Genomic DNA, 22317 nt, shown 5'->3' on the forward strand with positions numbered 1-22317 from the left:
TTCATGGGCATTCCTCGTTGGCTGTTGTTGTTCTTGGCTGAGGGGTTTGTACTCGGGGCAGCCGGGAGGGAACATTCGACCTTGTAACGAGGTGGTTCGTCTCTGGCCTGCCGAGAATGTCGATAATCGTGAGGCTGGGGTGTGGAAATATCGCAAAATGACTCGGAAATGACGCCAACAAGCCGGCAAATGGCGGTATTGTTGTCGACACGCGACGGGCCATTTCGGTAGCTTACGTAAACGTAAACTTTGGTCCAATGGGCGTTGCTCGAGGGGCAGGGCGAGGGAAAGGGCGTGGAGAGAACGAGGAGGCGACGCATGTGGCCATGGATCGTGACGGCGGTGCTGGTGGCCTGGCTCGCCATGGGCCTCTGGCAGCGCATCAAGCCGCTCCCGGAGGGCATCGGCGTGGCATGGCCGGAGCACTCCGTCGATGAGGTGCACTTCCTGGCCGATGAGTCCTGGTTCGATGCGGCGGGTGAGCGCCGTCTCGAGCAGGCCATCTTCGACGAGATGCTGGCGCTGATCGGCCAGGCCCGGCACCTGGTGGTGCTGGACATGTTCCTGTTCAACGACTTCGCCGGTGAGAGCGAGGCGGGTGACCTGCGCCCGCTCTCTGCCGAGCTGACCGAGGCCCTGGTCGAGCAGAAGCGTCGCCACCCCGAGCTCGAGGCGGTGGTGATCAGCGACCCGCTCAACACCCTCTACGGCGGCATCGAGCCCGACCACCTCGCGGTGCTGCGTCATGCCGGCATCGGCGTGGTGCTGACCGATCTCGATCGACTGCGTGCCTCCAACCCCCTGTGGTCGGGCCTCTGGCACCTGGGGCCGCGCTGGCTGGGCAACAGCGCCCGGGCGGGTTGGCTGCCCAATGCCCTGGGCCCCGGTCGGGTCACCCTGCGCAGCTACCTGTCGCTGCTCAACTTCAATGCCAACCACCGCAAGACCCTGGTGGTCGACCGCGGCGAGGGTTGGGCGGGGCTGGTGACCTCCGCCAACCCCCACGACGCCAGCAGCCTCCACGGCAACGTCGCCCTGCGCTTCGAGGGTGCCGCGGCCCTGGACCTGCTGGCCTCGGAGCGCACGGTCGCCGCCTGGTCCGGCGTCCGCCTGCCGGGCCCACGGCCACTGGCGCCCTCGTCGACAGCCGAGGGCGCCCGGCTGCAGTTGCTCACCGAGGGGGCGATCCGCGACGCCCTGCGGGCGGCCATCGAGGCCAGCGGTGCGGGTGATCGCCTCGACCTGGCGGTCTTCTACCTCTCCCACCGAGGCGTGATCGAGGCGCTCAAGCAGGCCAGGCAGCGAGGCGCCGAGGTGCGCGTGCTGCTGGACCTCAATCGCGATGCCTTCGGTCTGGAGAAGGGCGGCATCCCCAATCGGCCGGTGGGGCGCGAGCTCGTCGAGGCCGGCATCGCGGTGCGCTGGTGCGCCACCCAGGGCGAGCAGTGCCACAGCAAGCTGCTGCTGCGCCGGCCCGCGAATGGGGGCGAGGCGGAGCTGATCCTCGGCTCGGCCAACTTCACCCGGCGCAACCTCGACAACCTCAACCTGGAGACCAGCGTCCGGCTGCTGGGCGACCTCGATTCACCGGCCCTGGACCAGGCTTCAGCCTTCTTCGAGCGCCGCTGGTACAGCTCCCCCGACCGGACCACCAGTGAGCCCTTCGCGGCCCATGATGACGCCACCGCCTGGCAGCGGTTGCGCTATCGGGTCATGGAGGCCAGCGGGCTCTCCACTTTCTGATGGCTGATGGCTCTCCACTTTCTGACGGCTGAGGGCTCTCTACCTTCCTGGCCGTTGTATTGCTTGACAGCCGCTGGGCAGCCGGCCAGCTTGGAAGGGCCAATTCGAGAGGGAGACCAGGCATGGACAAGCTGCTGCTGGCCGTGAAGCTGATCATCACGGCGCTGGTACTGATTCTCTTCGTGCAGAACATCGCCATGGTGGAGGTGCGCTTCCTGACCTGGAGCTTGTCGCTGCCTCTGGCGCTGCTGCTGGTGGTGATCTACCTGCTGGGGATGATCAGTGGCAAGAGCCTGATGGGCTTGATCCGCAGGCTGCGCCGAGGCGATTCCGAACCCGCCGAGCGCTAAGCGCTGCGGGTCCGCCACTGACACGTCCCCCCTCACACCTGACCCTTACTCCACGTGGGTCACCGCCTGGCGCCGCGGGTCGACGTACCAGGGCAGGCCGAGCCGAGCATTGCGCTCCAGCTCGGCGATCACCTGGGCGCCGAGCAGCAGGATGATGGCGCCTACCTCCAGGCTCAGCAGCACCACGATCAGGGTGGCCAGGGACCCGTAGACGGCGTTGACGAAGGAGATGTTGGCGAAGTAGTAGACCAGCAGCAGGCGCACCCCTTCCCACAGCAGGGCGGCGACCAGGCCGCCGATGACCGCCCGGCGAAGGGCGACCTGAACCACCGGCAACACCTTGTAGATGGCGCTGAACAGCAGGAAGACGCCGAGGAAGCTGGCCAGGTTGAGCACCGGCCCTGAGAGTCCGGCCATCGGCAGCTCGCGGTCGAACAGCGCCAACCACAGGGCATTGAGCGAGCTGGCCAGGGTCACCAGCAGGGTCAGCGCCATCAACCCCGCCCCCAGCACCACCATGAAGGCATAGGGTAGCAGCACCGAGACCCAGGCGCTGCGGCCATGCTGGTGGGTGTCCGGGGCGTGGAAGATGATCGCCAGGGCGTCCTCCAGCATGCGGAAGGCGAAGGAGCTGAACAGCAGCAGCACCGGGAAGCCGAGGATGCCGATCACTTCGCGGGTATCGAGCAGGGCGCGCACCGCATCGAGCAGCACCTCGGCATGGGCCGGGGCCAGGTGCTGCGCCTGCACGCTCAACACCCCGAGCAGGTGTGTTTCATCCACCACTCGGGCCAGCAGGACCACCAGCAGCGCGAACAGCGGCACGATGGAGAGCAGGATGTTATAGCCTACGCCGCCGGCCAGCAGGATGCCGCGATTGCGCAGGAAGGCGGTGAATACCCGCCACAGAAAGATCGCCACCCGCGGCAGCAGGGGAAAGACGGAGGGGCGCGAGGGACGCGGTGGGGAGGAGAGTGGCATCGGGCTGGCCTTCCATGGGCGTCCCTGCATCATACGCCCGCCGCTGCGCCTTGCGTCAACGCATCTGGGGCTGATGCCAGGCGTCGCCGTGACATGCTCCAGCCAGCGGGGGCAGTGAGACAACAAGAGCGGCAAGTGTGTCCGGTCACCGGTGCTATATTGAGAGACGGCCAGCGGCCAAGTGGCGGGTGTAATCGCCCGCCTTGCAATGCACCGCAAAGGAGAGAAACTTGCGAAATATCATCTATATCATTGGCCTGATCGTCGTGGTGCTGTTCATCCTGTCTATGCTTGGACTGCGCTGATCTACCCCCGTATCGGTTCCGGCCCCGAGAGTTGAGTTTCGACTCGACGAATTCACTCAATCGACTCCCATCATGCCCTCGACGAGGGCATGCAGTTCCTGCTGGAACTGCCCGCCAGGCGACGGGGGATGGGGGTCCGCCGTGATGGCGACGGACAGCTCTCGTTCGGGAATCACGTAGAGCGCCTGGCCGCCGAAGCCTCGGCCATAGTAGACGCGTTCACCGGCTAGCTCGGTGACGAACCAGCCATAGCCATAGCCGTCACCGGTCCAGGGCGAGGTGCCGCGGGGCTGCCAGGAGGCCTCGACCCAGCCCTCGGGCAGCACCTGCCGGCCGTCGATGACGCCATCGTTGCGATAGAGCTCGCCGATCAGAATCAACCCACGCGGCGAGAGCCGCATGTCGTTGCCGCCGAAGTAGATACCCTGGGGATCCCGGGGCCAGGCGGGGATGGCGATGCCCAGGGGCTCGCCCAGCAGCCGCTGAGCCAGCGCCAGGGTGCTCTCGCCGCTGGCCCGGGTCAGCGCCGCCGACAGCAGGTGGCTGGAGCCGGTGGAGTAGAGCATGCGCCCGCCCGGCTCGTCGACGAAGGGGCGAGACAGGGCGTCGCGCACCCAGTCGGGGCTGGCCACCCAACTGCCGTAGTTTCCGCCGGAGGTGCGCTCGAGACCGGCCTGCAGCGACAGCAGGTGCCCGACGGTGATCGCTCGGACCCGGGGGTCGGCCCCGGCCGGCACCCGTGAGCCGAGCAGTTCGGCGACGGGCTGGTCGGGGGAGTCGATCACGCCTTCCTGAATGGCGGCACCGACCAGCGCCGCCAGCACCGTCTTGGAGAGCGACTTGATGTTGGCCGGCCGGTCGATCCCGGGGCCGCCATAGGCTCGCTCGAAGCGGATCTCGCCCCGCTCGGCCACTACCACGGCATGCAGGCGCGCGAGGCGCGAGGCCTGGGCATCGAGGCGCTCCAGGCCCGCCTGGCTGAGGGGCGGCGGTCGAGATGTCTCGTCGGCCTGTGCATGGCAAGCCACGGCGACAGCCAGCATAATGAGCCCCCCCAGCAGGGGGCGAAGGGCAGTCAGGGGGCGCAGGTTCGGCATCGGGACTCCTTGTCCTCTCGGTTGGTCGGCCTGGCGTTTGCCTGACATTCGAGGCGCCAGCGGTCGCTGGGTTCCGCCATCCATCTTCATATAGCCAGCGAGAGACCATGGCCAAGTTCGAACTGATCGGTACCGCAACCATTCCCGGCAAGGGCACCGAGCTGCGCCTGCTGCAGCGCAACGACGAGTTCTCCATCCGCATCGCCGGGACCGCCGGCGAGCTGATGAATACGCGCCTGCACGGCTCCGAGGATGCCCTGGCCGAGCTGGCCTGCCAGCGTGTCGCCGACCGCCCCGGCGTCCGGGTGCTGGTCGGAGGCCTGGGCATGGGCTTCACCCTGGCCGCGGCGCTGGCCGCCCTGGGTGAGGACGCCGAGGTGGTGGTGGCCGAGCTGGTGCCGGGGGTGGTGGAATGGAACCGTGGCCCACTCGGCGCTGCCGCCGGCTATCCGCTGAACGACCCGCGTACCCGGGTCAGCGTGGGCGACGTGGGTGAGCTACTGCGCCGCGAGCCTGCCGGCTTCGACGCCATCATGCTCGATGTGGACAACGGTCCCGAGGGGCTGACGCGGCGCGAGAACGACTGGCTCTACTCCCCGAAGGGGCTCGCCACCGCCCAGCAGGCGCTGCGCCCGGACGGGGTGCTGGCGGTGTGGTCGGCGGGTCAGGATCCGGCCTTCACCGAGCGCTTGCGCCGGGTCGGCCTGCTGGTCGAGACGATCACGGTGCGCGCCCACCGTCCCGGCAAGGGGGCCAGGCACTGTATCTGGCTGGCCTATTGACATGGGCGCTGAAGACGCTTTGCTACCCCGGGATTCCGCAGCAGAGGGACGAGACATGACAGACTTGGATGCCCGCGAGCGACTCTCCAAACGGCTGGCGCGGGAGCTGCCCTGTTCGCGCCGTGAGGCCGAACTCTACATCTCCGGCGGCTGGGTGAAGGTCGATGGCCGCATCGTCGAGGAACCACAGTTCAAGGTCGGCGTTCAGCCCATCGAGCTCATTCCCGGCGCTACGCCCCGGGAGATTCCCCCGGCCACGCTGCTCTTCAACGCGCCAGCCGACATCGGCGACGGCGAGGCCAAGGGCGAGGACCTGGCCAGGCGGCTGATCCGCAAGGCCACCCACTGGGCCCAGGATCCCGCTGGCCAGGCGCCTCTCAAGGCCCATTTTCGCGGCCTGGTGACACTGCTGCCTCTGGCCCCTGGCGAGGAGGGCCTGCTGGTGTTCACCCAGGATCGCGGGGTGGCGCGGCGTCTCGATGAGGGGCGTGCGCGGCTGGAAGAGGAGTGGCAAGTAGAGGTGATCGGCAGCCTGGACGAGCGCCAGCTCGCGTCGCTGCGCGATGGCTCGGCGGTCCCCGGGCAGCGGCTGGCGCCGGGCAAGGTCAGCTGGCAGAGCGAGACACGCCTGCGCTTCGCGCTAAAGGGCATGGTGCCCGGTCAACTGGAGCTGATGTGCCGGGCCGTGGGGCTGACCGTGGTCGCCACCCGGCGGCTGCGCATCGGCGGGGTATCCTTGGGCCGGGTACCGGACGGAGAGTGGCGCTACCTGAGAGTCGGCGAGCGTTTCTAAGCGTTGAGCCGACCGGGGGAGCGTCCCTTTCCCCTGCGTGACCCGCTCTGTATGCTGAGTTTCAGGTATGCAGGATATGCAGTAGGCTGGATTCGAAGTGCTTGGCCGTTCGGCCCTCGCCGGTCGGCCCCGATCCCGAGGTTGAATCAGAGAGGATGCATCCATGTCGGAAACCTCCCAGACGTCACCGTTCAAGGATAACCGTGTCAGGGGGCTGGCGGGCGTCGCCGCTGTCGCCGTCATCTGGGCCATCGTGGCCCAGTCCAACTCCGGCTCCCATCGCGAGGCCCGCGAGGCCCTGGAGTCCGAGCTCGCCGCCCTGGAGTCGCGCAATCAGGCGCTGGTCAGACAACTCGACGAACGTGATGAGACCGGCGAGGAGATCGAGGCCCTGCAGGCGCGCCTGGCCGGTCTCCAGGACGAGCGCGATGCCGCCGAGGCTGCCATGGCCGAGGAGCAGGCCGAGGACCGCGCCGAGCTCGAGCGCCTGAACGAGGCGATCGGCGAGGCCGAGTCGCAGCTCGAGGCGCTCACCGAGCAGCGCACTGCCCTCCAGGAGGAGCTCGAGGCCCTCGAGGCGGAGCAGGCCGAGCTTCAGGCGTCCCTCGAGGGGCTGGGTGAGGAGATTGCGGCCGTGGAGCAGGCCCGCGACGATGCAGAGGCTGCCCGCCAGGACGCCGAGGAGGCCCGGCAGGAGACGGAAGCCGCTCGTCAGGAAGCCGAGGAGGAGCGTCAGCAGGCGGTTGAAGGCCGTGAGCAGGCCGAGGCGGACCGCGATGAGGCCGAGGCCCAGCTGGTGTCACTGCGCGAGCAGGTCGAGGAGACCGAGGCGCAGCTGGCCGGCGTCGAGGCCGAGCTCGAGGAGCGCCAGGCCTATCTCGAGGCCCTCGAAGAGGAGGTCGAGGCGCTGGAGATCTGGCGCGACGAGGTGGCCGAGGAGGTCGGCGCCGCCCGCGAGGAGCGTGACGCCGCTCGCGCCGAGGTGCAGGAGGCCCGCACCGAGCTCGACGACCTGATGATCGCCATCGGCATCGGCCGTGACGAGGTCGCCACCGTCGAGGCCGAAGCGGAGCGCCGCGAGGAACAGCTCGAGCGCCTCGAGGCCCAGCTGGCCAGCTGGCGCAGTGAACTGGCCGACTTGGACGCCAGCGTCACCGCCGAGGAGACAGCGGCGGACGAGGAGTAATCACCTCTCGAGATGATGCCAATGTGACGGCGGGCCTCGGCCCGCCGTTCGCCGTTGGGGAGCCGGGACGGCGCCAGGCCCCATGGGTATACTGGTTCGACAGCCGATTTCAGATAGCCCATTACTGATAGCGCGGGGCGGCGACGTTCAGCCCCGACCGAAGACAAGCGAGAGGAGCAGTCCGTGATCGAAGGGGTCAAGCATATTGTCGCCGTGGCATCCGGCAAGGGCGGGGTGGGCAAGTCCACCGTGACCGTCAACCTGGCGCTGGCCATGGCCGCCGAAGGCTACCGGGTGGGCATCCTGGATGCCGACATCTATGGCCCGAGCCAGGCCCAGATGCTGGGTGTGGGTGAGGGGGTGCGTCCCCAGGCCGCCGGCGAGAACCGCATGTATCCGCTCGAGGCCCACGGGCTCCAGGCGATGTCCATGGCGTTCATGGTTGACGTGCGTGAGCCCATGGTGTGGCGGGGTCCCATGGTGGCCGGCGCCTTCCAGCAACTGCTGACCCAGACCCAGTGGGACGACCTCGACTTCCTGTTCATCGACATGCCGCCGGGCACCGGCGACATTCAGCTGACCCTGGCCCAGAAGGTCCCGGTAGACGGGGCGGTGATCGTCACGACGCCCCAGGACATCGCCCTGCTGGATGCTCGCAAGGGCATCGAGATGTTCCGCAAGGTCAACGTGCCGGTGCTGGGCGTGGTGGAGAACATGAGCCTTCACGTCTGCTCGAGCTGCGGCCACGCCGAGCCGATCTTCGGCGAGGGCGGCGGCGAGCGCATCGCGAATGAGTACGAAACCCGCCTGCTGGGCCGGCTGCCGCTGGCGCTCTCCATTCGCGAGCAGGTCGACGGCGGAAGGCCCTCGGTAGTCGCCGAGCCGGACAGTGAGGTGACCACCACCTTCCGCGACATGGCCCGCCAGGTGGCCGAGCAGGTGCAGGGTCAGGCCGACGAGGGGCCCAGTATCTCCTTCAGCGACTGAGCGAGAAGGGCGCCGAGGTGACGGCCGTGCAAGGGGCCGCTATCATGGCGGCCCCGGCGCTTGGTGCCCAGGCCCAAGACTTCACTTCAGCAGGAACTGTTCCGATGAGCATCAAGTCCGACCACTGGATTCGCCGCATGGCCGCGCAGGAGGGCATGATCGAGCCCTTCGAGCACGACCAGGTTCGCTACGTGAACGATCGTCGGGTGATCTCCTACGGGACCTCCAGCTACGGTTACGACGTGCGCTGCGCCGACGAATTCAAGGTGTTCACGAACATACACTCCGCGGTGGTGGACCCCAAGGCCTTCGACGAGAAGAGCTTTGTCGACATCAAGGGCGATGTCTGCGTGATCCCGCCCAACTCCTTCGCCCTGGCGCGCACCGTGGAGTACTTCCGCATCCCGCGCAGCGTGCTGACCATCTGCCTGGGCAAGTCCACCTACGCGCGCTGCGGCATCATCGTCAACGTGACGCCGCTGGAACCCGAGTGGGAAGGGCACGTGACCCTGGAGTTCTCCAACACCACCAACCTGCCGGCCAAGATCTACGCCAACGAGGGCGTGGCCCAGATGCTGTTCCTGGAGTCCGACGAGGTGTGCGACATCTCCTACAAGGACCGCGGCGGCAAGTACATGGGACAGCGCGGTGTGACTCTGCCCAGGACCTGAGGCCCTTCGGGCCGCAGCGAGTGACAAGGAGCGAGGCACAAGGGAACGCCTTGGTTCGCTCCTTATTCCTTCGATCAATACTGCCTCGAACCTCGAACCTCGAACCTCGAACCTCGAACCTCGAACCTCGAACCTCGAACCTCGAACCTCGAACCTCGAACCTCGAACCTCGAACCTCGAACCTCGAACCTCGGCGCTACTCCTCATCCAGCTCCTCCACCGAGTCGGCGTGGCGTCCATTTCTGCTGGCCATCGGATGGGGTTCCTCTACTCTGGAAAGAACATGGCTTGGCGGGTCATGGCCATGGACCCACTTCTTGATGGAGGACCCATGCCATGGCGTTGCCACTCGCTTCCCATGCAGCTCGAGCCGATGGCCGCTGGCGGCTTGGCACTTCCCGTTGGCTGGCCCTGCTCGTCGGCCTGGCACTGGTCCCTGGCATGGCCTCGGGCTATTCGCAGGTGATCGTGTTCGGCGATAGCCTGAGTGATTCGGGGCAGTTTCCCGATGTGGAAAGCCTGGCACTGGGCGAGGTGGGTAGCCTGCGCTTCACCAATCGGCTCGGGCCGACGTTTCTGGCACCGTCGCCTTATGATGAGGTGAGCACCCAGCGCCTGGCCGATGCCCTGGGCCTGGGCCCGCTGCTACCGTCCACGTCGATCGTGCGTCACCTGCTGGGACTGCCCGATGGCACCAACTATGCCGCCGGCGACTACACCACCGGCGATATCCTGGCCTCGATCACCCGGCCGGAGGGATCGGTGGTCAGCCGGGCAGGCGTGACGGCGCGCAGGCGTGACGGCTATCTGATCGAAGCAGGGGCGGCCGACCCCGAGGCGCTCTACTACCTCAACGGCGGCGGTAACGATTTCCTCGATGGGCGGGTCACCGATCCCGCCGCTGCCATAGCCAGTGCGGGTACGCTGGCCGATGGCATCGATGCACTGGTGGCGGCGGGCGCGCGAACGATCGTGGTCTCGAATCTGCCGGATGTGGGGGCGACACCGGCCGGGGCGGTGAGCGGACAGCGCGACGCCTTCTCGGCCTTGACGCAAGCCTTCAATCAGGCACTCGGCGAGCGCCTGGCCCGTCACGACGGCCGGGTGGCTATCATCCGTCTCGATGTCGGTGCGCTCTTCAACGAGGTGATCGGCGCGCCGGCGGATTTCGGTCTGGCGACAGATATTGCATTACCCGACGTCTGCTTCAGTGTCCCCATCTGCGATGTATCGGCTTACGGCCTGGCGGCGGGCAATCCTGATCCCAACAGGCTGCTGTTCAACGACACCGTGCATCCGACTGCAACCGGGCAGCAGATACTGGCCGATTACGCCTACGCGCTGATCGAGGCGCCTCGTATCCTGTCGCTGGCCGGAGGACTGGTCACAGGCAGCATGGCCGCTCAGCAGCGGTTGGTGACCAGTGAATTGCGTCCCGGCCAACAGAGCGATGGGTGGCGCATCTTTGCTCATGGGGACTATCACCCTGAGCAATCCAATGCGTTCAGCAGTACCGGCACGCCCGAGGCATCGCAACGCGGAGCGGGTGTCGGTGTGGTCATGCCGCTCGGGAGGGGGTGGCTGGGGGCCACCGTGACTCGGCGTGAGGCCGAGCTTGACGCACCGGCCGACTTCGAACTCGAGGGCCTGACGTTCAGTCTGTTCGCACGACAGCATCTGGGGCGAGTCGGGGCGCAGGCCATCATCAGCCGCGGAGATTTCGATCTCGAGCTGCGCCGCCGGGTGTCGCTGGGGATGGCGGAGCGCTCGCTGACAGGCGACACCGCTGCCGATAGCTGGGCGGCTGAGTTACGCCTCGACTACCGGCTGACGGCAAGCGGCTCACCCTGGTATACCGCGCCCTTCGTGGCCTATCGGCATGTCAATGTTGACATCGATGGCTATCGTGAACAGGGCTCGGTAGCGAATGCACTGCTCGTCTCGGACCGAGAGATCAAGGAACGCCAGGTGGAGGTGGGATTGATGGTGGATCGCTCGCCGGAGGGCGTTATCGGCTTCTTCGGCGAGGTCGCCGGGGGCGAGTACCTGGATAATGAACCGGAGGGCACCGAGGTGAGGCTGGCCTCCCTGCCGACCAACCGTTGGTCGGGCGTAGCAACGGAACGTGAGGAGGACCATTACCTGCGCATCGATACGGGACTGCGCATCCGGCTCGGAAATGCCAGGCTCCAGGCGGGTGCGGGCGTGCAGGGCTGGGACAGGCTGGATCCGCATGTCCAGCTGAGTGCGGGTTACACCTTCTGACGCTTTCCACCGACGGCCAGTACGGCCCCAGCAGCGGGGCCGCAGGGTCACGCTCGGTCGTCGAGGTCTTCGTCCAGTTCCTCAGCCGCGTCGGCGTGGGAGAGCCGTATGCCCTGGGGCGGCAGCGGCATGCCATCCAGGGTAGCGCCATTGGGCGTGAACTGCAGGCGTCCCTCCAGGCACCACTTCACGGCGATGGGGTAGATCAGGTGCTCGCGGACGTGCACCTTCTCCTTGAGGCTGGCCTCGGTCTCACCTTCGGCCACGTCGACAGCCGCCTGGATCACCACCGGGCCGCCGTCGAGCTCCTCGGTGACGAAGTGCACGCTGCAGCCGTGCTGGGTCACCCCATCGGCCAGGGCACGAGCGTGGGTATTCAGCCCCTGGTAGTCCGGCAGCAGCGAGGGGTGGATGTTGAGCATCCGCCCCAGGAAGCGTTGCACGAAGCGCGGGGTGAGGATGCGCATGAAGCCGGCCAGCACGATCAGGTCCGGCTCATGACGCTCAATCACCTTGATCAGGGCGCCGTCGTAGGCCTCGCGGCTGTCGTACTCGCGGTGGGGCAGCACCACGGCGTCGATGCCGGCCTCCCGGGCGCGGATCAGGCCATGGGCGGCGGGCTCGTTGGCGATCACCGCGACGATCTCGCCGCCCAGGCGGTCATGGGTCTGCTCGTCGATCAGCGCCTGCAGGTTGCTGCCGCTGCCGGAGATCAGCACCACCACCCGGCGGGCGTCCACCGGCTCCGAGGTGAAGTCGTTCAGGGTGTCGTTGGAAGGGACGCTATCGCTCATGCCTCGAGGTTCTCCAGGCGCACCTGGGGCTCATCGCCGTCCCGGGCGACGATCTCCCCGATGCGATGCACCGTCTCGCCCAGGGCCTGCAGGTGAGCGCGGGCCTGGTCGGCCTTCTCGGCCGGCACCACCACTGCCATGCCGATGCCGCAGTTGAGCACGCGGAGCATCTCCTCCTCGGCCACGTTGCCCTGGGCCTGGAGCCAGTCGAAGACCGCCGGGCGGGTCCAGCTGGTCACGTCGACCTTCGCCGCGAGGGTCTCGGGCAGCACCCGCGGCAGGTTCTCGGTGAGGCCGCCGCCGGTGATGTGGGACAGCGCATGCACCGGCACGCCGCTCTCCCGGATCAGCGACAGTAGCGGCTTGACGTAGATGCGGGTGGGCGCCATCAGGGCGTCGCCCAGGGCCACCCCGCCGATGTCGGTGGCGAGGTCGGCGCCGCTGACCTCGAGGATCTTGCGAATCAGCGAATAGCCGTTGGAGTGGGGCCCCGAGGAGGCGATGCCCAGCAGCACGTCGCCCTCGGCCACCCGCTTGCCGTCGAGGATCTCGGACTTCTCCACCACACCGACGCAGAAGCCGGCCAGGTCGTAGTCGCTGCCCTCGTACATGCCGGGCATCTCGGCGGTCTCGCCGCCCACCAGGGCGCAGCCGGCCTGCTCGCAGCCCTCGCCGATCCCGGTCACCACGTCGGCGGCAATGTCCACATCGAGCCTGCCCGTGGCATAGTAGTCGAGGAAGAACAGCGGCTCGGCACCGGCCACCACCAGGTCATTGACGCACATTGCCACCAGGTCGATGCCGATGGTGTCATGGCGGCCCAGGTCCATGGCCAGGCGCAGCTTGGTGCCCACGCCGTCGGTGCCGGAGACCAGCACCGGCTCCCGGTAGCCGCTCGGCAGCTGGCACAGGGCGCCGAAGCCGCCCAGGCCGCCCATCACCTCGGGGCGGGTGGTGCGCTTGGCGACACCCTTGATGCGGTCGACCAGGGCGTTGCCGGCGTCGATATCGACGCCGGCGTCCTTGTAGCTGAGCGAGGGGCGGGAAGAGGGGGAGTCGGTCATCTCGGGTCCTGTCGATAGGTCGTCGGCGTGGGTCGCCCATGCCGCCAGCGCAGGCGTTGGCCAGGCGGGTGGGCAGGCTCGGCTGCTGAATCAAGATCGGGTGCGGGATTGTAGCATCAAGACGCCGTGCAGGCAGCCGTGAGGGCATGCCGACGCGGCCCTGACAGGGAGAGAGTGATGCGCAGAGAGTGGTGGGTCCTGGCGGCGGCGGCAGGCCTGGTGTGGTTGCTGCTGCAGCTGGAGGCGATGCTGATGCCCTTCATCGCCGGGATGATCCTGGCCTACCTGGCGGACCCACTGGCCAATCGGCTGCAGCGCTGGAGGTTGTCGCGTCCGCTGGCGGTAAGCGCGGTATTCCTGGTGCTGCTGGCGGTGCTGGCGCTGGGGTTGCTGGTGCTGATTCCGCTGCTTGTGCAGCAGCTGCGCCAGTTCGGCGAGGTCACCCCAGGGATCTTCGAGTGGCTGGAGACCGTGCTCGCGCCGCAGATCCAGGCCTGGACGGGCTTCGACGTGGCCGGCGAGCTGGAGAACGTGCAGGAGACTCTCGCCGAACACTGGCAGGATGCCGGCGGCTACCTGGCCCAGTTTCTCGGCCAGGTGGGGCGCTCGGGCATGGCCTTCGTCACCTGGGTGACCTATGTGTCGCTGATCCCGGTAGTGACCTTCTACCTGCTGCTCGACTGGAAGCCGCTGATGGCCAGCCTGCGCAACCTGCTGCCGCGGGCCTGGGAAGCCGATACGCTGCGCCTGGCGTCACGCTGTGACGAGGTGCTTTCCGCATTCCTGCGTGGCCAACTGCTGGTGATGCTCAGCCTGGGGGTGATCTATGGCCTGGGCCTTACCCTCATGGGGGTGAGCTTCGGGGTGTTGATCGGTCTGATCTCCGGGCTTGCCAGCATCGTGCCCTTCCTGGGATTCATCGTCGGCATCAGCATCGCGCTGGTCGTGGCCTTCTTCCAGTTCGGGACCTGGTTGGCCCTGCTCGGTGTGGTGGCAGTATTCAGCATCGGCCAGGTGATCGAGAGCACGCTGCTGCAGCCCAAGCTGCTGGGCGATCGTATCGGCCTGCATCCGGTGGCGGTGATCTTCGCCGTGCTGGCCGGCGGTAACCTGTTCGGCTTCACCGGGGTGCTGCTGGCGCTGCCGGCCGCGGCGGTGATCATGGTACTCTTGCGCGAACTCAAGGAACGCTACAAGAACAGTACCTTGTACGACGCCACGCTTGAAAGCCGCGATGACGAGGAGGCGCCATGAGCAGGGCCCCGGCGCAGCTGCCGCTGGGCGTCGGTCTGCGTGACGACGCCACCTTCGCCAACTACCATCCCGGCACCAACGCCAGTCTGGTCGCTCGCCTGGCCCAGCAGTTGGACGAGGGTGGCGAGCCTTTTCTCTTCCTGTGGGGCGGTGAGGGCGTGGGCCGCAGCCACCTGCTGCAGGCCGCCTGTCACGCGGCCTCGGATCGCGGACTGCGCGCGCTCTACCTGCCGCTGGCGGAACTCGGCCACTTCCCGCCGCTGATGCTGGAGGAGATCGAGCGCCTCGACCTGGTGGCCATCGATGATCTGGAGCGGGTGCTGGGGCGAAAACGCTGGGAGGAGGCGCTGTTCCACGCCTTCAATCGCTTGCGCGATGCGGGCAAGAGGCTTGTGGTGGCGGCCGACGCCGCCCCTCGGCAGCTGCCGGTCAAGCTCCCCGATCTCTCCTCGCGGTTGACCTGGGGGGTCACCTTCCACGTCCAGGGGCTCGACGACGATGGCCGCCTGGCTGCGCTGCGGCTACGCGCTCGGGCGCGGGGGATGGCGCTGCCTGACGAGGTGGCCCGCTTCATATTGCATCGCGGGCCGCGCCGGCTGGGCGAACTGTTCGAGGTGCTGAGTACCCTTGACCGCGCCTCGCTGTCGGCCCAACGCAGGCTGACCATTCCCTTCGTCAAACAGGCACTGGGCTGGTAGGCAATGAATCGGTGCTTTCGTGGCGTCAGAGGCCGCAGAGCTGCTCGGTGCGATACTTGAAGGAGTTGAGCACGTCCTCCTGGCTGAAGCCGTTGTCGACCAGGATCTGCTCCCAGGCGCTGGTGGGTTTGTAGGCGAGCAGTGCTTCGTTGATGGCATCACGCAGCTCTTTGGCCTCGGGGCCAAAGGCGAAGCCGCCCCAGCTGCGCACCTCCTCGCCGTCGAGCAGCGGATCGATGAAGTCCATCGCCGCCTCCACCTCCTGGCTCGCTTCGTCGAGGGCGGTGACGGTCAGGCCGGTGGCGGCATAGGCATCGGCCTCGCCGCTGGCGATGGTCTCGATGGCCTCTTCGTTGCGGGTGATGGTGACCAGCTTCTCTTCGGGCACGCCGAGTGCCATCAGGATCTCGCGCTGGTCGGCCCCGGCCATGACCGCTACCCGGTAGTCGTTGCGTCCCGCGAAATCGTCGTAGGCCTGCAGTTCGAGCGGATTGCCGGCCCGCACCAGAAGGCCCTCGCCGTAGGTGGTGTTGGGTTCGGAGTAGAGGACCAGTGCACAGCGCTCGGGCAGGATGGCCATCTCGGCGGCGGCCATGTCGAACTCCCCCGCGCGCAGGCCCGCCATCAGCTCACCGAAGTCGATCTCCACCCACTCGATCTCACCGATCTCCAGTGTCTCGATCAGGTGCTGGGCCACCTCGGGACCGGCACCGCGGGGCTGGCCCTCGGCGTCCAGGTAGCCGTAGGGGACCTCATTGGCCACGGCGATGCGGATGCTGCCACGCTCGCGGATCTCGTCGAGAGGGGTAGCACCGCTGGCCGAAGCCAGAGCGAGGAGCAGCGAGGCCAGGGCTAGACGCACTGGCCAGACGAGTGAACTGTCATGGCGCATGGGCAAAACTCCACCGTAGCTAGGACCGACGGCACGCCCCACCGGGAAACGTGCCATTGGCATCAACATAGGAGACGCCCAGCGGCCCTGCCAGTGAGGGCCTCAGCGGCTGAGATCGGTCTCCAGGTTCTGGCCGTTGCTCAGCTGTACCTGGCGGATCACCACCCGCGTCTCGCCGCTGGCCGGGTCGGGGCCTGCGCCGGAAAGATAGAACTCGCCCGCGGGCAGGCCGGTCAGGCGAAACCGGCCGCTGCCGTCGGTGCGGGTGCTGTGGGTGTACTCCCGTGCCCGCGGGTCGGCGGGCTCCACGGCGATGCCAGCCAGTGCCTTCTCCGCCGCCTCGGCGGAGTAGGTGGTCACAGGGGCCACCGAGACCCCGGCGTTGGGTACGGGGCGCCCGCCGATGGTCAGTTGTCCGCTGATCACGGCGCTGCCCTGCTTCTCGAGGGAAGCATACTCCGCCGCGGGGAAGGCCACCTGGCGGGCCACTCGCCCCGGGGGAACCTCACGGGGCTCCTCGACCGCGGGCGGTCTTTCCGCGGGCTCGACCTCGCGGTCGATCACCTCGATGCGATCGGTGGGCGACGGGGCGGGGGGCATGATCTCGCAGCCCGCCAGCAACAGCCCCGGCAGCAGCATCGGTATCCAGCGTTTCATGGTGTCACTCCCTGAGAAGAATCATCGGCGCCCTGTGCCAGCCCAAGAGCATAGCGCAAGCCAGGGCACGTGAAACCTTCCCATTCACTGACACGCAAAAGCCGCCGCCCGGGAGGGCGGCGGCTTTTCGGAGGGCAGCGGTTGCCGGCTTGGCCGGCAGCAGCGGCTTACTTCTGGCCAGTGGCCTTGGTGGCGCTAGCCTGGGCCTGCTTGACGTTCTCTTCGGTCATCTTCTGGCTCTGCTGGACGAAGTCCTGCTGCAGGGCGACGACCTTCTCGGCATCGCCCTTCAGGCGCTCGGCGAGGTCCTTGGCGACCTTCTGCTGGCCTTCCATGTAGCTCTTCAGGCCTTCGGCATCCTTGACGGTCATCAGGGTGCGGAGCTGGGCCAGGCCGGTGTCGGTGTAGGCCTTGGTGGCGTCCAGCTGAGCGTGGGCCAGCTTCTCGGTGTAGTCCACGGCCAGGCTGGCGTAGGCACGGGCCGGGCCGAAGAAGAGGGCGTCGAACTGCTGGGTGTCGAACTGCTTGGTGTCGAAGTTGAAGGCGTTCATCATGGTAGAACCTCCGGGTTCATCTGGTGTGGGGGAGCAGGAAGCCTGCCCTGTTGCAACGCACAGTAGCAGAGTGGTTTGTGCGCTGCAACATCCCGCCGGGATGAATAAATCTCATGCCCTTGTGAGCCCCGCCGGGCTTGCGATCCAGGGGCGTCGGCGCGAGGCTGAACCTGAACGCCAACGCCGCCTGCAAGGAGCCAGCCATGAACGAGACGCGACTCGAGCGAGACAGCATGGGTGAGCTGGAAGTGCCTGTCGACGCCCTCTACGGCGCCCAGACCCAGCGCGCCGTCAACAACTTCCCGGTGTCGGGGCAGCCGATGCCGCCGGCCTTCATCCACGCTATCGCGCGCATCAAGCTGGCCGCGGCCCGGGTCAACGGCCAGCTTGGCCTGCTCGACGCTCCCCGCGCCCTGGCCATCGAGTGCGCCGCCGAGGCGGTGATCCGCGGCGAGCATGACGACCAGTTCCCAGTGGATCTCTTTCAGACCGGCTCCGGCACCTCCAGCAACATGAACGTCAACGAGGTGATTGCCCGCCTGGCGAGCCGCGAGGGCGTCGAGGTGGGGCCCAATGACCACGTCAACATGGGACAGTCCAGTAACGACGTGATTCCGACGGCGATCCACGTCTCGGCGGCGTTGGAGGTGACCGTGCGGCTGCGCCCGGCGCTGGTGCACCTGCGCGAGACCATCGAAGCGCGGGCGGTCGAACTCGATGGGGTGGTCAAGACCGGCCGCACCCACCTGATGGACGCCATGCCGCTGCGCATGAGCCAGGAGCTGGGCGGCTGGGCGAGCCAGGTGGGGCAGGCGATCGAGCGACTGGACGGCGCGCTGGTGCGGCTCTGCCGCCTGGCCCAGGGCGGCACGGCGGTGGGCACCGGCATCAACGCCCACCCGGAGTTCGCCGAGCGCATGGCGGCGGACCTGTCGCAGCAGACCGGGCTCGCCTTCACGCCCAATGACAGCCTCTTCGCGAGCCTGGCCTCCCAGGACGCCGCGGTGGAGCTTTCGGGGCAGCTCAGGGGGCTGGCCTGCGTGATCATGAAGATTGCCAACGATCTGCGCTGGATGAACTCCGGCCCCCTGGCCGGGCTCGGCGAGATCGAACTGGAGGCACTGCAGCCCGGCAGCTCCATCATGCCGGGCAAGGTCAACCCGGTGATCCCGGAATCGGCGGCCCAGGCGGCCGCCCAGGTGATCGGCCTCGACAGCGCCGTGACGATCGCCGGGCAGAGCGGCAACTTCCAGCTCAACGTGATGCTGCCGCTGGTGGCCCATAATCTGCTCACCTCCATTACCCTGATGAGCAACACGGCCTGGCTGCTCGGCAATCGGGCCATTGCCACCTTCCGGGTGCGCGAAGATCGCCTGCAGGAGCCGCTGGCGCGCAACCCCATCCTGGTGACGGCGCTCAATGCGGTGATCGGCTACAACGCCGCCGCGGCGATCGCCAAGCAGGCCTATCAGACCGGACGGCCGATCCTGGAGGTGGCCGAGGAGCAGACCGACCTCTCCCGAGAGGAACTCGAGCGCCTGCTGGACCCGGCGGCGCTGACCCGGGGCGGCCTGCCGGAGTAGCGCTCAGGCCTCCTGGTCCCGCTCCCTGCCTTCCTCGATGGTCTCTCGTGCATCGCGCCGCTCCTCCTGGCCGGCTTCGGGGGTCTCGTGCTCGTCGGCGCGAGAGGGCCGGTAGCAGAGGGTGGCCAGAATCGGGAAGTGATCGGAGCCGATGTGCGGCAGGCGCCGCATGGCCGCCAGGGTGAAGTGTTCGCTGCTGAAGACATGGTCCAGGGGCCAGCGCAGCAGTGGGTAGCCGGCATGGAAGGTGCTGAACATGCCGCGCCCGCGTCGCGGGTCGAGCATGCCACTGACCCGGCAGAAGAGCCGTGTGGTGCGCGACCAGGCCACATCGTTGAGATCCCCTGCCACCAGGGTGGGCGCGGGGTCTTCGTGAATCGCCTTACCCACCATCAGCAACTCGGCATCTCGCCACAGCGACTCCTCGCTCTCGTTGGGGGCCGGTGGTCGGGGATGCAGGGCATGCAGGCGGATCACGTCACCGCTGGGCAGGGTGACGCCGGTATGGATCGAGGGAATATCATCCTGGATCAGCCGCCTGACCGCGGGGTCGACGAGCGGGCGCCGTGAATAGAGATGCATGCCGTAGAGGTTGTCCTGGGGCACTCGCACAGCGTGGGGCCAGTCATTATCCAGCGCGGCGTCCAGCTGCTCCTGCCACCAGGCGTCGGATTCCAGGGTCAGTACCAGGTCGGGGTGGTGCTGGCGGACCAGCCGGATGAGGCGCTCGGCGTCGCGGTTGGGGGTGAGCACATTGGCGACCAGCAGTGTCAGGCAACGGTTCTCCTGCCCGGGCTCGGCACGCTGCACCTGCACCGGCCAAAGAGGTGTCCAGGGCAGGATGCGGGCCGCCTGAAGCCCCAGGGTGGCGAGGCTTGCTAACAGGGCGACCGATGACCAGGGCGTGTCTGCCAGCGTTGCCAGCAGCGCGAACACCGTCGCCAGAGCGGCCAGTTGCAGTCGCGGGAACTCGCAGGCGCGAATCCACCACCAGTTCAAGGGCGATCTCGCGACCAGGGTGGCCGCAAGCAGCGCGATGGCTAGCACCGCAAGCAGGATGGAGAGCACGACATGACCTCGCTGTGGTCCAGATTGACGGCGAGGCAACAGCGTATGGCGTGCGTCACCGGTCGTGAATGCCTGGCCGTGAATAACTAGATCACCTTGCGGCGCAGCAGGCCGGTGATCGCCTCGCCGATCAGCACCAGCGCGACGATGGCGATCAGGATGGTGGCCACGGTGGGCCAGGCGAAGGTGTCGATGGCCCCCTGCAGCAGCACCCCGATACCGCCGGCACCCACCAGCCCCAGCACCGTGGATTCGCGGATATTGATGTCCCAGCGCAGGATGACGATGGCGAAGAAGGCCGGCATCACCTGGGGCACGACGGCGTAGGCGATCACCTTGAGCTTGGAGGCGCCGGTGGCCTGCATGGCCTCCACCGGGCGGCGGTCGATCTCCTCGATCGCTTCGCCCATCAGTTTGCCGATGAAGCCGATCGACCGGAACATGATCGCGAGTATCCCCGCCAGCACCCCGGGGCCGAAGATCGCCACGAACAGCAGGGCCCAGATGATGGTGTTCACCGAACGGCTCGACACCAGGATGACGCGACCCAGCCACAGGCAGGCGCGATTGGGGGTGGTGTTCTGGGCGGCAATGTAGGAGACCGGCAGGGCGATGAAGATCGTCAGCAGGGTGGCCAGGGTGGCGATATGCACCGTCTCGAGCATGGCATCGAGGATCACCCCCAGCCGACTCGGATCCGGCGGCCACATGCGCGCCCCGAGGTTGGAGATCTGGTTGGGCGCATCCCACACCCAGGGCCAGAAGATATCGATGTCGCGCACCGCCCAGACGACCACCATCAGCGTCACCAGCAGCACGGCGTAGCGAATCAGGCGCTCCCTGCGGTCGTAGCGTCGCCAGACGCGGTCGGCCAGGGCGCCGGCATGATCTACCATATCTTCTTCCTCACCCAGCCGCTGATGCCCTCGCTGACCAGGATCACCGCGATGATGATCAGCAGGATAGCGAAGGCAAAGGCGTAGTCGTAGCGCCCGAAGGCGTTCATCAGGGTGCCGCCGATGCCGCCGGCGCCGACGATGCCCACCACCGCCGAAGCCCGCAGGTTGCTGTCGAGCTGGTACATCGAGAGCCCCACCTGGCGCGGCAGGATCTGCGGGAACACCGCGTAGACGAGCGTCGCCAGGTAGCCGGCCCCGGTGGCGCGCATCGCCTCCACCTGACCCCAGTCGATCTCCTCGATCTCCTCGGCGAGCAATTTGCCGACGAAGCCGATGGAGTAGAGGGTCAGGGTGAGGATCCCGGCCAGCGGACCAAAGCCCACCGCGGCGACGAACAGGATGGCGACGATCACCGGATGGAAGCTTCGCGAGATGATGATCACCGCGCGGCCGAACAGATAGACCGGCAGCGGGGCGACGTTGCGTGCCGCCATCACCGCGAAGGGAATCGACAGCGCCACCCCCAGCAGCGTCGCCAGGATGGCGATCTGGAAGCTCTCCTTGAAGCCGGTGAGCAGCAGGGCGCCGCGCTCGAAGCTCGGTGGAAAGCCGCCGCCGAAGATCCGCGCCGCCCGCGGCAGGCCCTCACTGATGCGCTCCCAGTTGAACGGCAGGCTGCCGAAGGCCCAGGCCAGGTAGCCCAGCAGTACCAGCCAGGCGCCGTAGCGCAGCCAGGGGTTGGCGATAAAGGGGGGCTTGCGCCAGGTCCTGCGCCCTGCCGCGGCGACATCAGAGCGGGTCATCGGTCACCTCTTTCTTTATGGCCCGGGCGGGCTGCCTGGAGTCCTCGCCCTCATCCTCGTCCGGCGCCTCGATGCCACCGTAGATGGCGTCCAGGGCCTCCTGGGTGAAGTCCACGGGGGCGCCGTCGAAGATCATCCTGCCGTGGCGCAGCCCGACGATGCGCTCGGTATAGGCCTTGGCCTGGGCCACGTTGTGGATGTTGATCAGTACCGGCAGCGACAGCTCGCTGGCCAGGCTCTGCAGCAGCGTCATGATCTGCTCGGAGGTGCGCGGGTCCAGCGATGCGGTGGGCTCGTCGGCGAGCAGGACCTCCGGCTCCTGCATCAGCGCCCGCACCACGCCGACGCGCTGGCGCTCGCCCCCGGAGAGGGCGTCGGCGCGCTTGTTGGCATAGTGGGCGATGCCCACCCGCTCCATCAGCGAGAAGGCCCGCTCGATATCCTCGCGGGGATAGCGCCGGGTGACCGCCTGGAAGAGATTGACATAGCCTAGCCGGCCGGCCAGCACGTTTTCCATCACTGTCAGGCGGTCGATCAGGTTGAAGCCCTGGAAGACCATGCCGATCTTGCGGCGAGCCCGCCGCAGCGCCGCCCCGCGCAGGGTGACCAGCTCGGTGCCGTTGAGCCGGATCGAGCCCGAGGTGGGCTCCACCAGGCGGTTGATACAGCGCAACATGGTGCTCTTGCCGGCCCCGGAGGCCCCGACGATGGCCACCACGCTGCTGCCCTCCACCACCAGGTCCAACTCTTTGAGGACCGGCTCGTCACGGCCGTAGCGCTTGACCAGTTTCGAGATTTCCAGCATCGCGACACCTCGCTATAGAGGAGCCACCCCGGCCGCTGGTCGGGGTGGCTCGTTCCGGGTCGGACTAGCGTCCGGGCCTGAGGGAC

22 protein-coding genes are annotated in these 22317 nt (G+C 67.4%); 11 read left to right on the forward strand and 11 right to left on the reverse strand.

Annotation, left to right across the window (positions count from 1 at the left end; translation table 11 throughout):
- Positions 1 to 318 precede the first annotated feature (318 nt).
- Positions 319 to 1743: a phospholipase D family protein gene (locus ACM26W_RS07760; protein WP_416140255.1), complete on the forward strand. Its 1425-nt coding sequence runs from the start codon at positions 319 to 321 to the stop codon at positions 1741 to 1743.
- A gap of 122 nt (positions 1744 to 1865) precedes the next feature.
- Positions 1866 to 2093: a lipopolysaccharide assembly protein LapA domain-containing protein gene (locus ACM26W_RS07765; protein WP_416140256.1), complete on the forward strand. Its 228-nt coding sequence runs from the start codon at positions 1866 to 1868 to the stop codon at positions 2091 to 2093.
- Between the two features lie 45 nt (positions 2094 to 2138).
- Here the strand turns inward: ACM26W_RS07765 and ACM26W_RS07770 are convergent, their stop codons facing one another.
- Together ACM26W_RS07770 and ACM26W_RS07775 are read right to left on the reverse strand one after the other, a co-directional pair.
- Positions 2139 to 3074: a YihY/virulence factor BrkB family protein gene (locus ACM26W_RS07770; RefSeq protein WP_416140257.1), complete on the reverse strand. Its 936-nt coding sequence runs from the start codon at positions 3072 to 3074 to the stop codon at positions 2139 to 2141.
- A 361-nt stretch (positions 3075 to 3435) separates the two neighbouring features.
- Positions 3436 to 4476 (reverse strand): serine hydrolase domain-containing protein, encoded by a 1041-nt coding sequence (locus tag ACM26W_RS07775; protein ID WP_416140258.1) that lies wholly within the window; start codon positions 4474 to 4476, stop codon positions 3436 to 3438.
- Positions 4477 to 4583: 107 nt separating this feature from the next.
- Here ACM26W_RS07775 and ACM26W_RS07780 point away from each other — a divergent pair, with 107 nt between their 5' ends.
- The 6 genes from ACM26W_RS07780 to ACM26W_RS07805 all read left to right on the forward strand — a co-directional run bounded on the left by ACM26W_RS07780 (position 4584) and on the right by ACM26W_RS07805 (position 11160).
- Positions 4584 to 5258, forward strand: a complete 675-nt coding sequence (locus tag ACM26W_RS07780; protein WP_416140259.1) for a hypothetical protein — start codon at positions 4584 to 4586, stop codon at positions 5256 to 5258.
- 55 nt (positions 5259 to 5313) lie between these two features.
- On the forward strand, positions 5314 to 6051 hold the full coding sequence (locus ACM26W_RS07785) for an RNA pseudouridine synthase (protein ID WP_416140260.1): 738 nt from the start codon (positions 5314 to 5316) through the stop codon (positions 6049 to 6051).
- Positions 6052 to 6214: 163 nt separating this feature from the next.
- Positions 6215 to 7237, forward strand: coding sequence for a kinesin (locus ACM26W_RS07790; RefSeq protein WP_416140261.1), 1023 nt, complete (start codon positions 6215 to 6217; stop codon positions 7235 to 7237).
- A 186-nt stretch (positions 7238 to 7423) separates the two neighbouring features.
- Positions 7424 to 8224, forward strand: coding sequence for an iron-sulfur cluster carrier protein ApbC (gene apbC / locus ACM26W_RS07795; protein ID WP_416140841.1), 801 nt, complete (start codon positions 7424 to 7426; stop codon positions 8222 to 8224).
- A gap of 104 nt (positions 8225 to 8328) precedes the next feature.
- On the forward strand, positions 8329 to 8895 hold the full coding sequence (gene dcd / locus ACM26W_RS07800) for a dCTP deaminase (protein WP_416140262.1): 567 nt from the start codon (positions 8329 to 8331) through the stop codon (positions 8893 to 8895).
- Positions 8896 to 9231: 336 nt separating this feature from the next.
- A complete protein-coding gene (locus tag ACM26W_RS07805) occupies positions 9232 to 11160 on the forward strand; it encodes an autotransporter domain-containing protein (protein WP_416140263.1) in 1929 nt (642 codons plus the stop codon).
- A gap of 47 nt (positions 11161 to 11207) precedes the next feature.
- Here ACM26W_RS07805 and purN read toward each other — a convergent pair whose 3' ends face one another.
- Together purN and purM are read right to left on the reverse strand one after the other, a co-directional pair.
- Positions 11208 to 11954, reverse strand: coding sequence for a phosphoribosylglycinamide formyltransferase (gene purN, locus ACM26W_RS07810; protein WP_416140264.1), 747 nt, complete (start codon positions 11952 to 11954; stop codon positions 11208 to 11210).
- The gene (gene purM, locus ACM26W_RS07815; RefSeq protein WP_416140265.1) at positions 11951 to 13018 is read right to left on the reverse strand and encodes a phosphoribosylformylglycinamidine cyclo-ligase; all 1068 of its coding nucleotides are present in this window, start codon (positions 13016 to 13018) and stop codon (positions 11951 to 11953) included. The genes purN and purM overlap by 4 nt, the downstream gene beginning before the upstream one ends.
- A 177-nt stretch (positions 13019 to 13195) precedes the next feature.
- Between purM and ACM26W_RS07820 the strand changes: the two genes are divergently transcribed.
- Together ACM26W_RS07820 and hda are read left to right on the forward strand one after the other, a co-directional pair.
- Positions 13196 to 14272 (forward strand): AI-2E family transporter, encoded by a 1077-nt coding sequence (locus ACM26W_RS07820; RefSeq protein ID WP_416140266.1) that lies wholly within the window; start codon positions 13196 to 13198, stop codon positions 14270 to 14272.
- Positions 14269 to 14970, forward strand: coding sequence for a DnaA regulatory inactivator Hda (gene hda, locus ACM26W_RS07825; protein WP_416140267.1), 702 nt, complete (start codon positions 14269 to 14271; stop codon positions 14968 to 14970). Before ACM26W_RS07820 ends, hda begins: the two co-directional genes overlap by 4 nt.
- Positions 14971 to 14995: 25 nt before the next feature.
- On the opposite strand, the gene ehuB is transcribed toward hda, so the two are convergent.
- The 3 genes from ehuB to ACM26W_RS07840 form a co-directional block, all read right to left on the reverse strand.
- Complete coding sequence (gene ehuB / locus ACM26W_RS07830) at positions 14996 to 15862, reverse strand: ectoine/hydroxyectoine ABC transporter substrate-binding protein EhuB (protein WP_416140268.1); 867 nt, start codon at positions 15860 to 15862, stop codon at positions 14996 to 14998.
- 102 nt (positions 15863 to 15964) lie between these two features.
- Positions 15965 to 16519, reverse strand: coding sequence for a hypothetical protein (locus ACM26W_RS07835; RefSeq protein WP_416140269.1), 555 nt, complete (start codon positions 16517 to 16519; stop codon positions 15965 to 15967).
- Between the two features lie 167 nt (positions 16520 to 16686).
- Entirely contained in the window at positions 16687 to 17070 is a 384-nt protein-coding gene (locus tag ACM26W_RS07840; protein ID WP_416140842.1) for a phasin family protein, read from the reverse strand.
- Between the two features lie 206 nt (positions 17071 to 17276).
- On the opposite strand from ACM26W_RS07840, the gene ACM26W_RS07845 reads away from it, so the two are divergent.
- On the forward strand, positions 17277 to 18656 hold the full coding sequence (locus tag ACM26W_RS07845; RefSeq protein WP_416140270.1) for a class II fumarate hydratase: 1380 nt from the start codon (positions 17277 to 17279) through the stop codon (positions 18654 to 18656).
- Positions 18657 to 18659: 3 nt separating this feature from the next.
- Here ACM26W_RS07845 and ACM26W_RS07850 read toward each other — a convergent pair whose 3' ends face one another.
- From ACM26W_RS07850 to phnC, 4 genes are all read right to left on the reverse strand, one after another.
- Positions 18660 to 19724 (reverse strand): endonuclease/exonuclease/phosphatase family protein, encoded by a 1065-nt coding sequence (locus ACM26W_RS07850; protein ID WP_416140271.1) that lies wholly within the window; start codon positions 19722 to 19724, stop codon positions 18660 to 18662.
- Between the two features lie 86 nt (positions 19725 to 19810).
- Entirely contained in the window at positions 19811 to 20620 is an 810-nt protein-coding gene (gene phnE / locus ACM26W_RS07855; protein ID WP_416140272.1) for a phosphonate ABC transporter, permease protein PhnE, read from the reverse strand.
- Positions 20614 to 21426, reverse strand: coding sequence for a phosphonate ABC transporter, permease protein PhnE (gene phnE / locus ACM26W_RS07860; protein WP_416140273.1), 813 nt, complete (start codon positions 21424 to 21426; stop codon positions 20614 to 20616). The genes phnE (ACM26W_RS07855) and phnE (ACM26W_RS07860) overlap by 7 nt, the downstream gene beginning before the upstream one ends.
- A complete protein-coding gene (gene phnC / locus ACM26W_RS07865) occupies positions 21413 to 22231 on the reverse strand; it encodes a phosphonate ABC transporter ATP-binding protein (RefSeq protein WP_416140274.1) in 819 nt (272 codons plus the stop codon). Before phnC ends, phnE (ACM26W_RS07860) begins: the two co-directional genes overlap by 14 nt.
- Between the last annotated feature and the right edge of the window lie 86 nt (positions 22232 to 22317).

Origin of the sequence: Halomonas sp. HK25, assembly GCF_047795635.1 — a bacterium.
Classification (GTDB): domain Bacteria; phylum Pseudomonadota; class Gammaproteobacteria; order Pseudomonadales; family Halomonadaceae; genus Halomonas.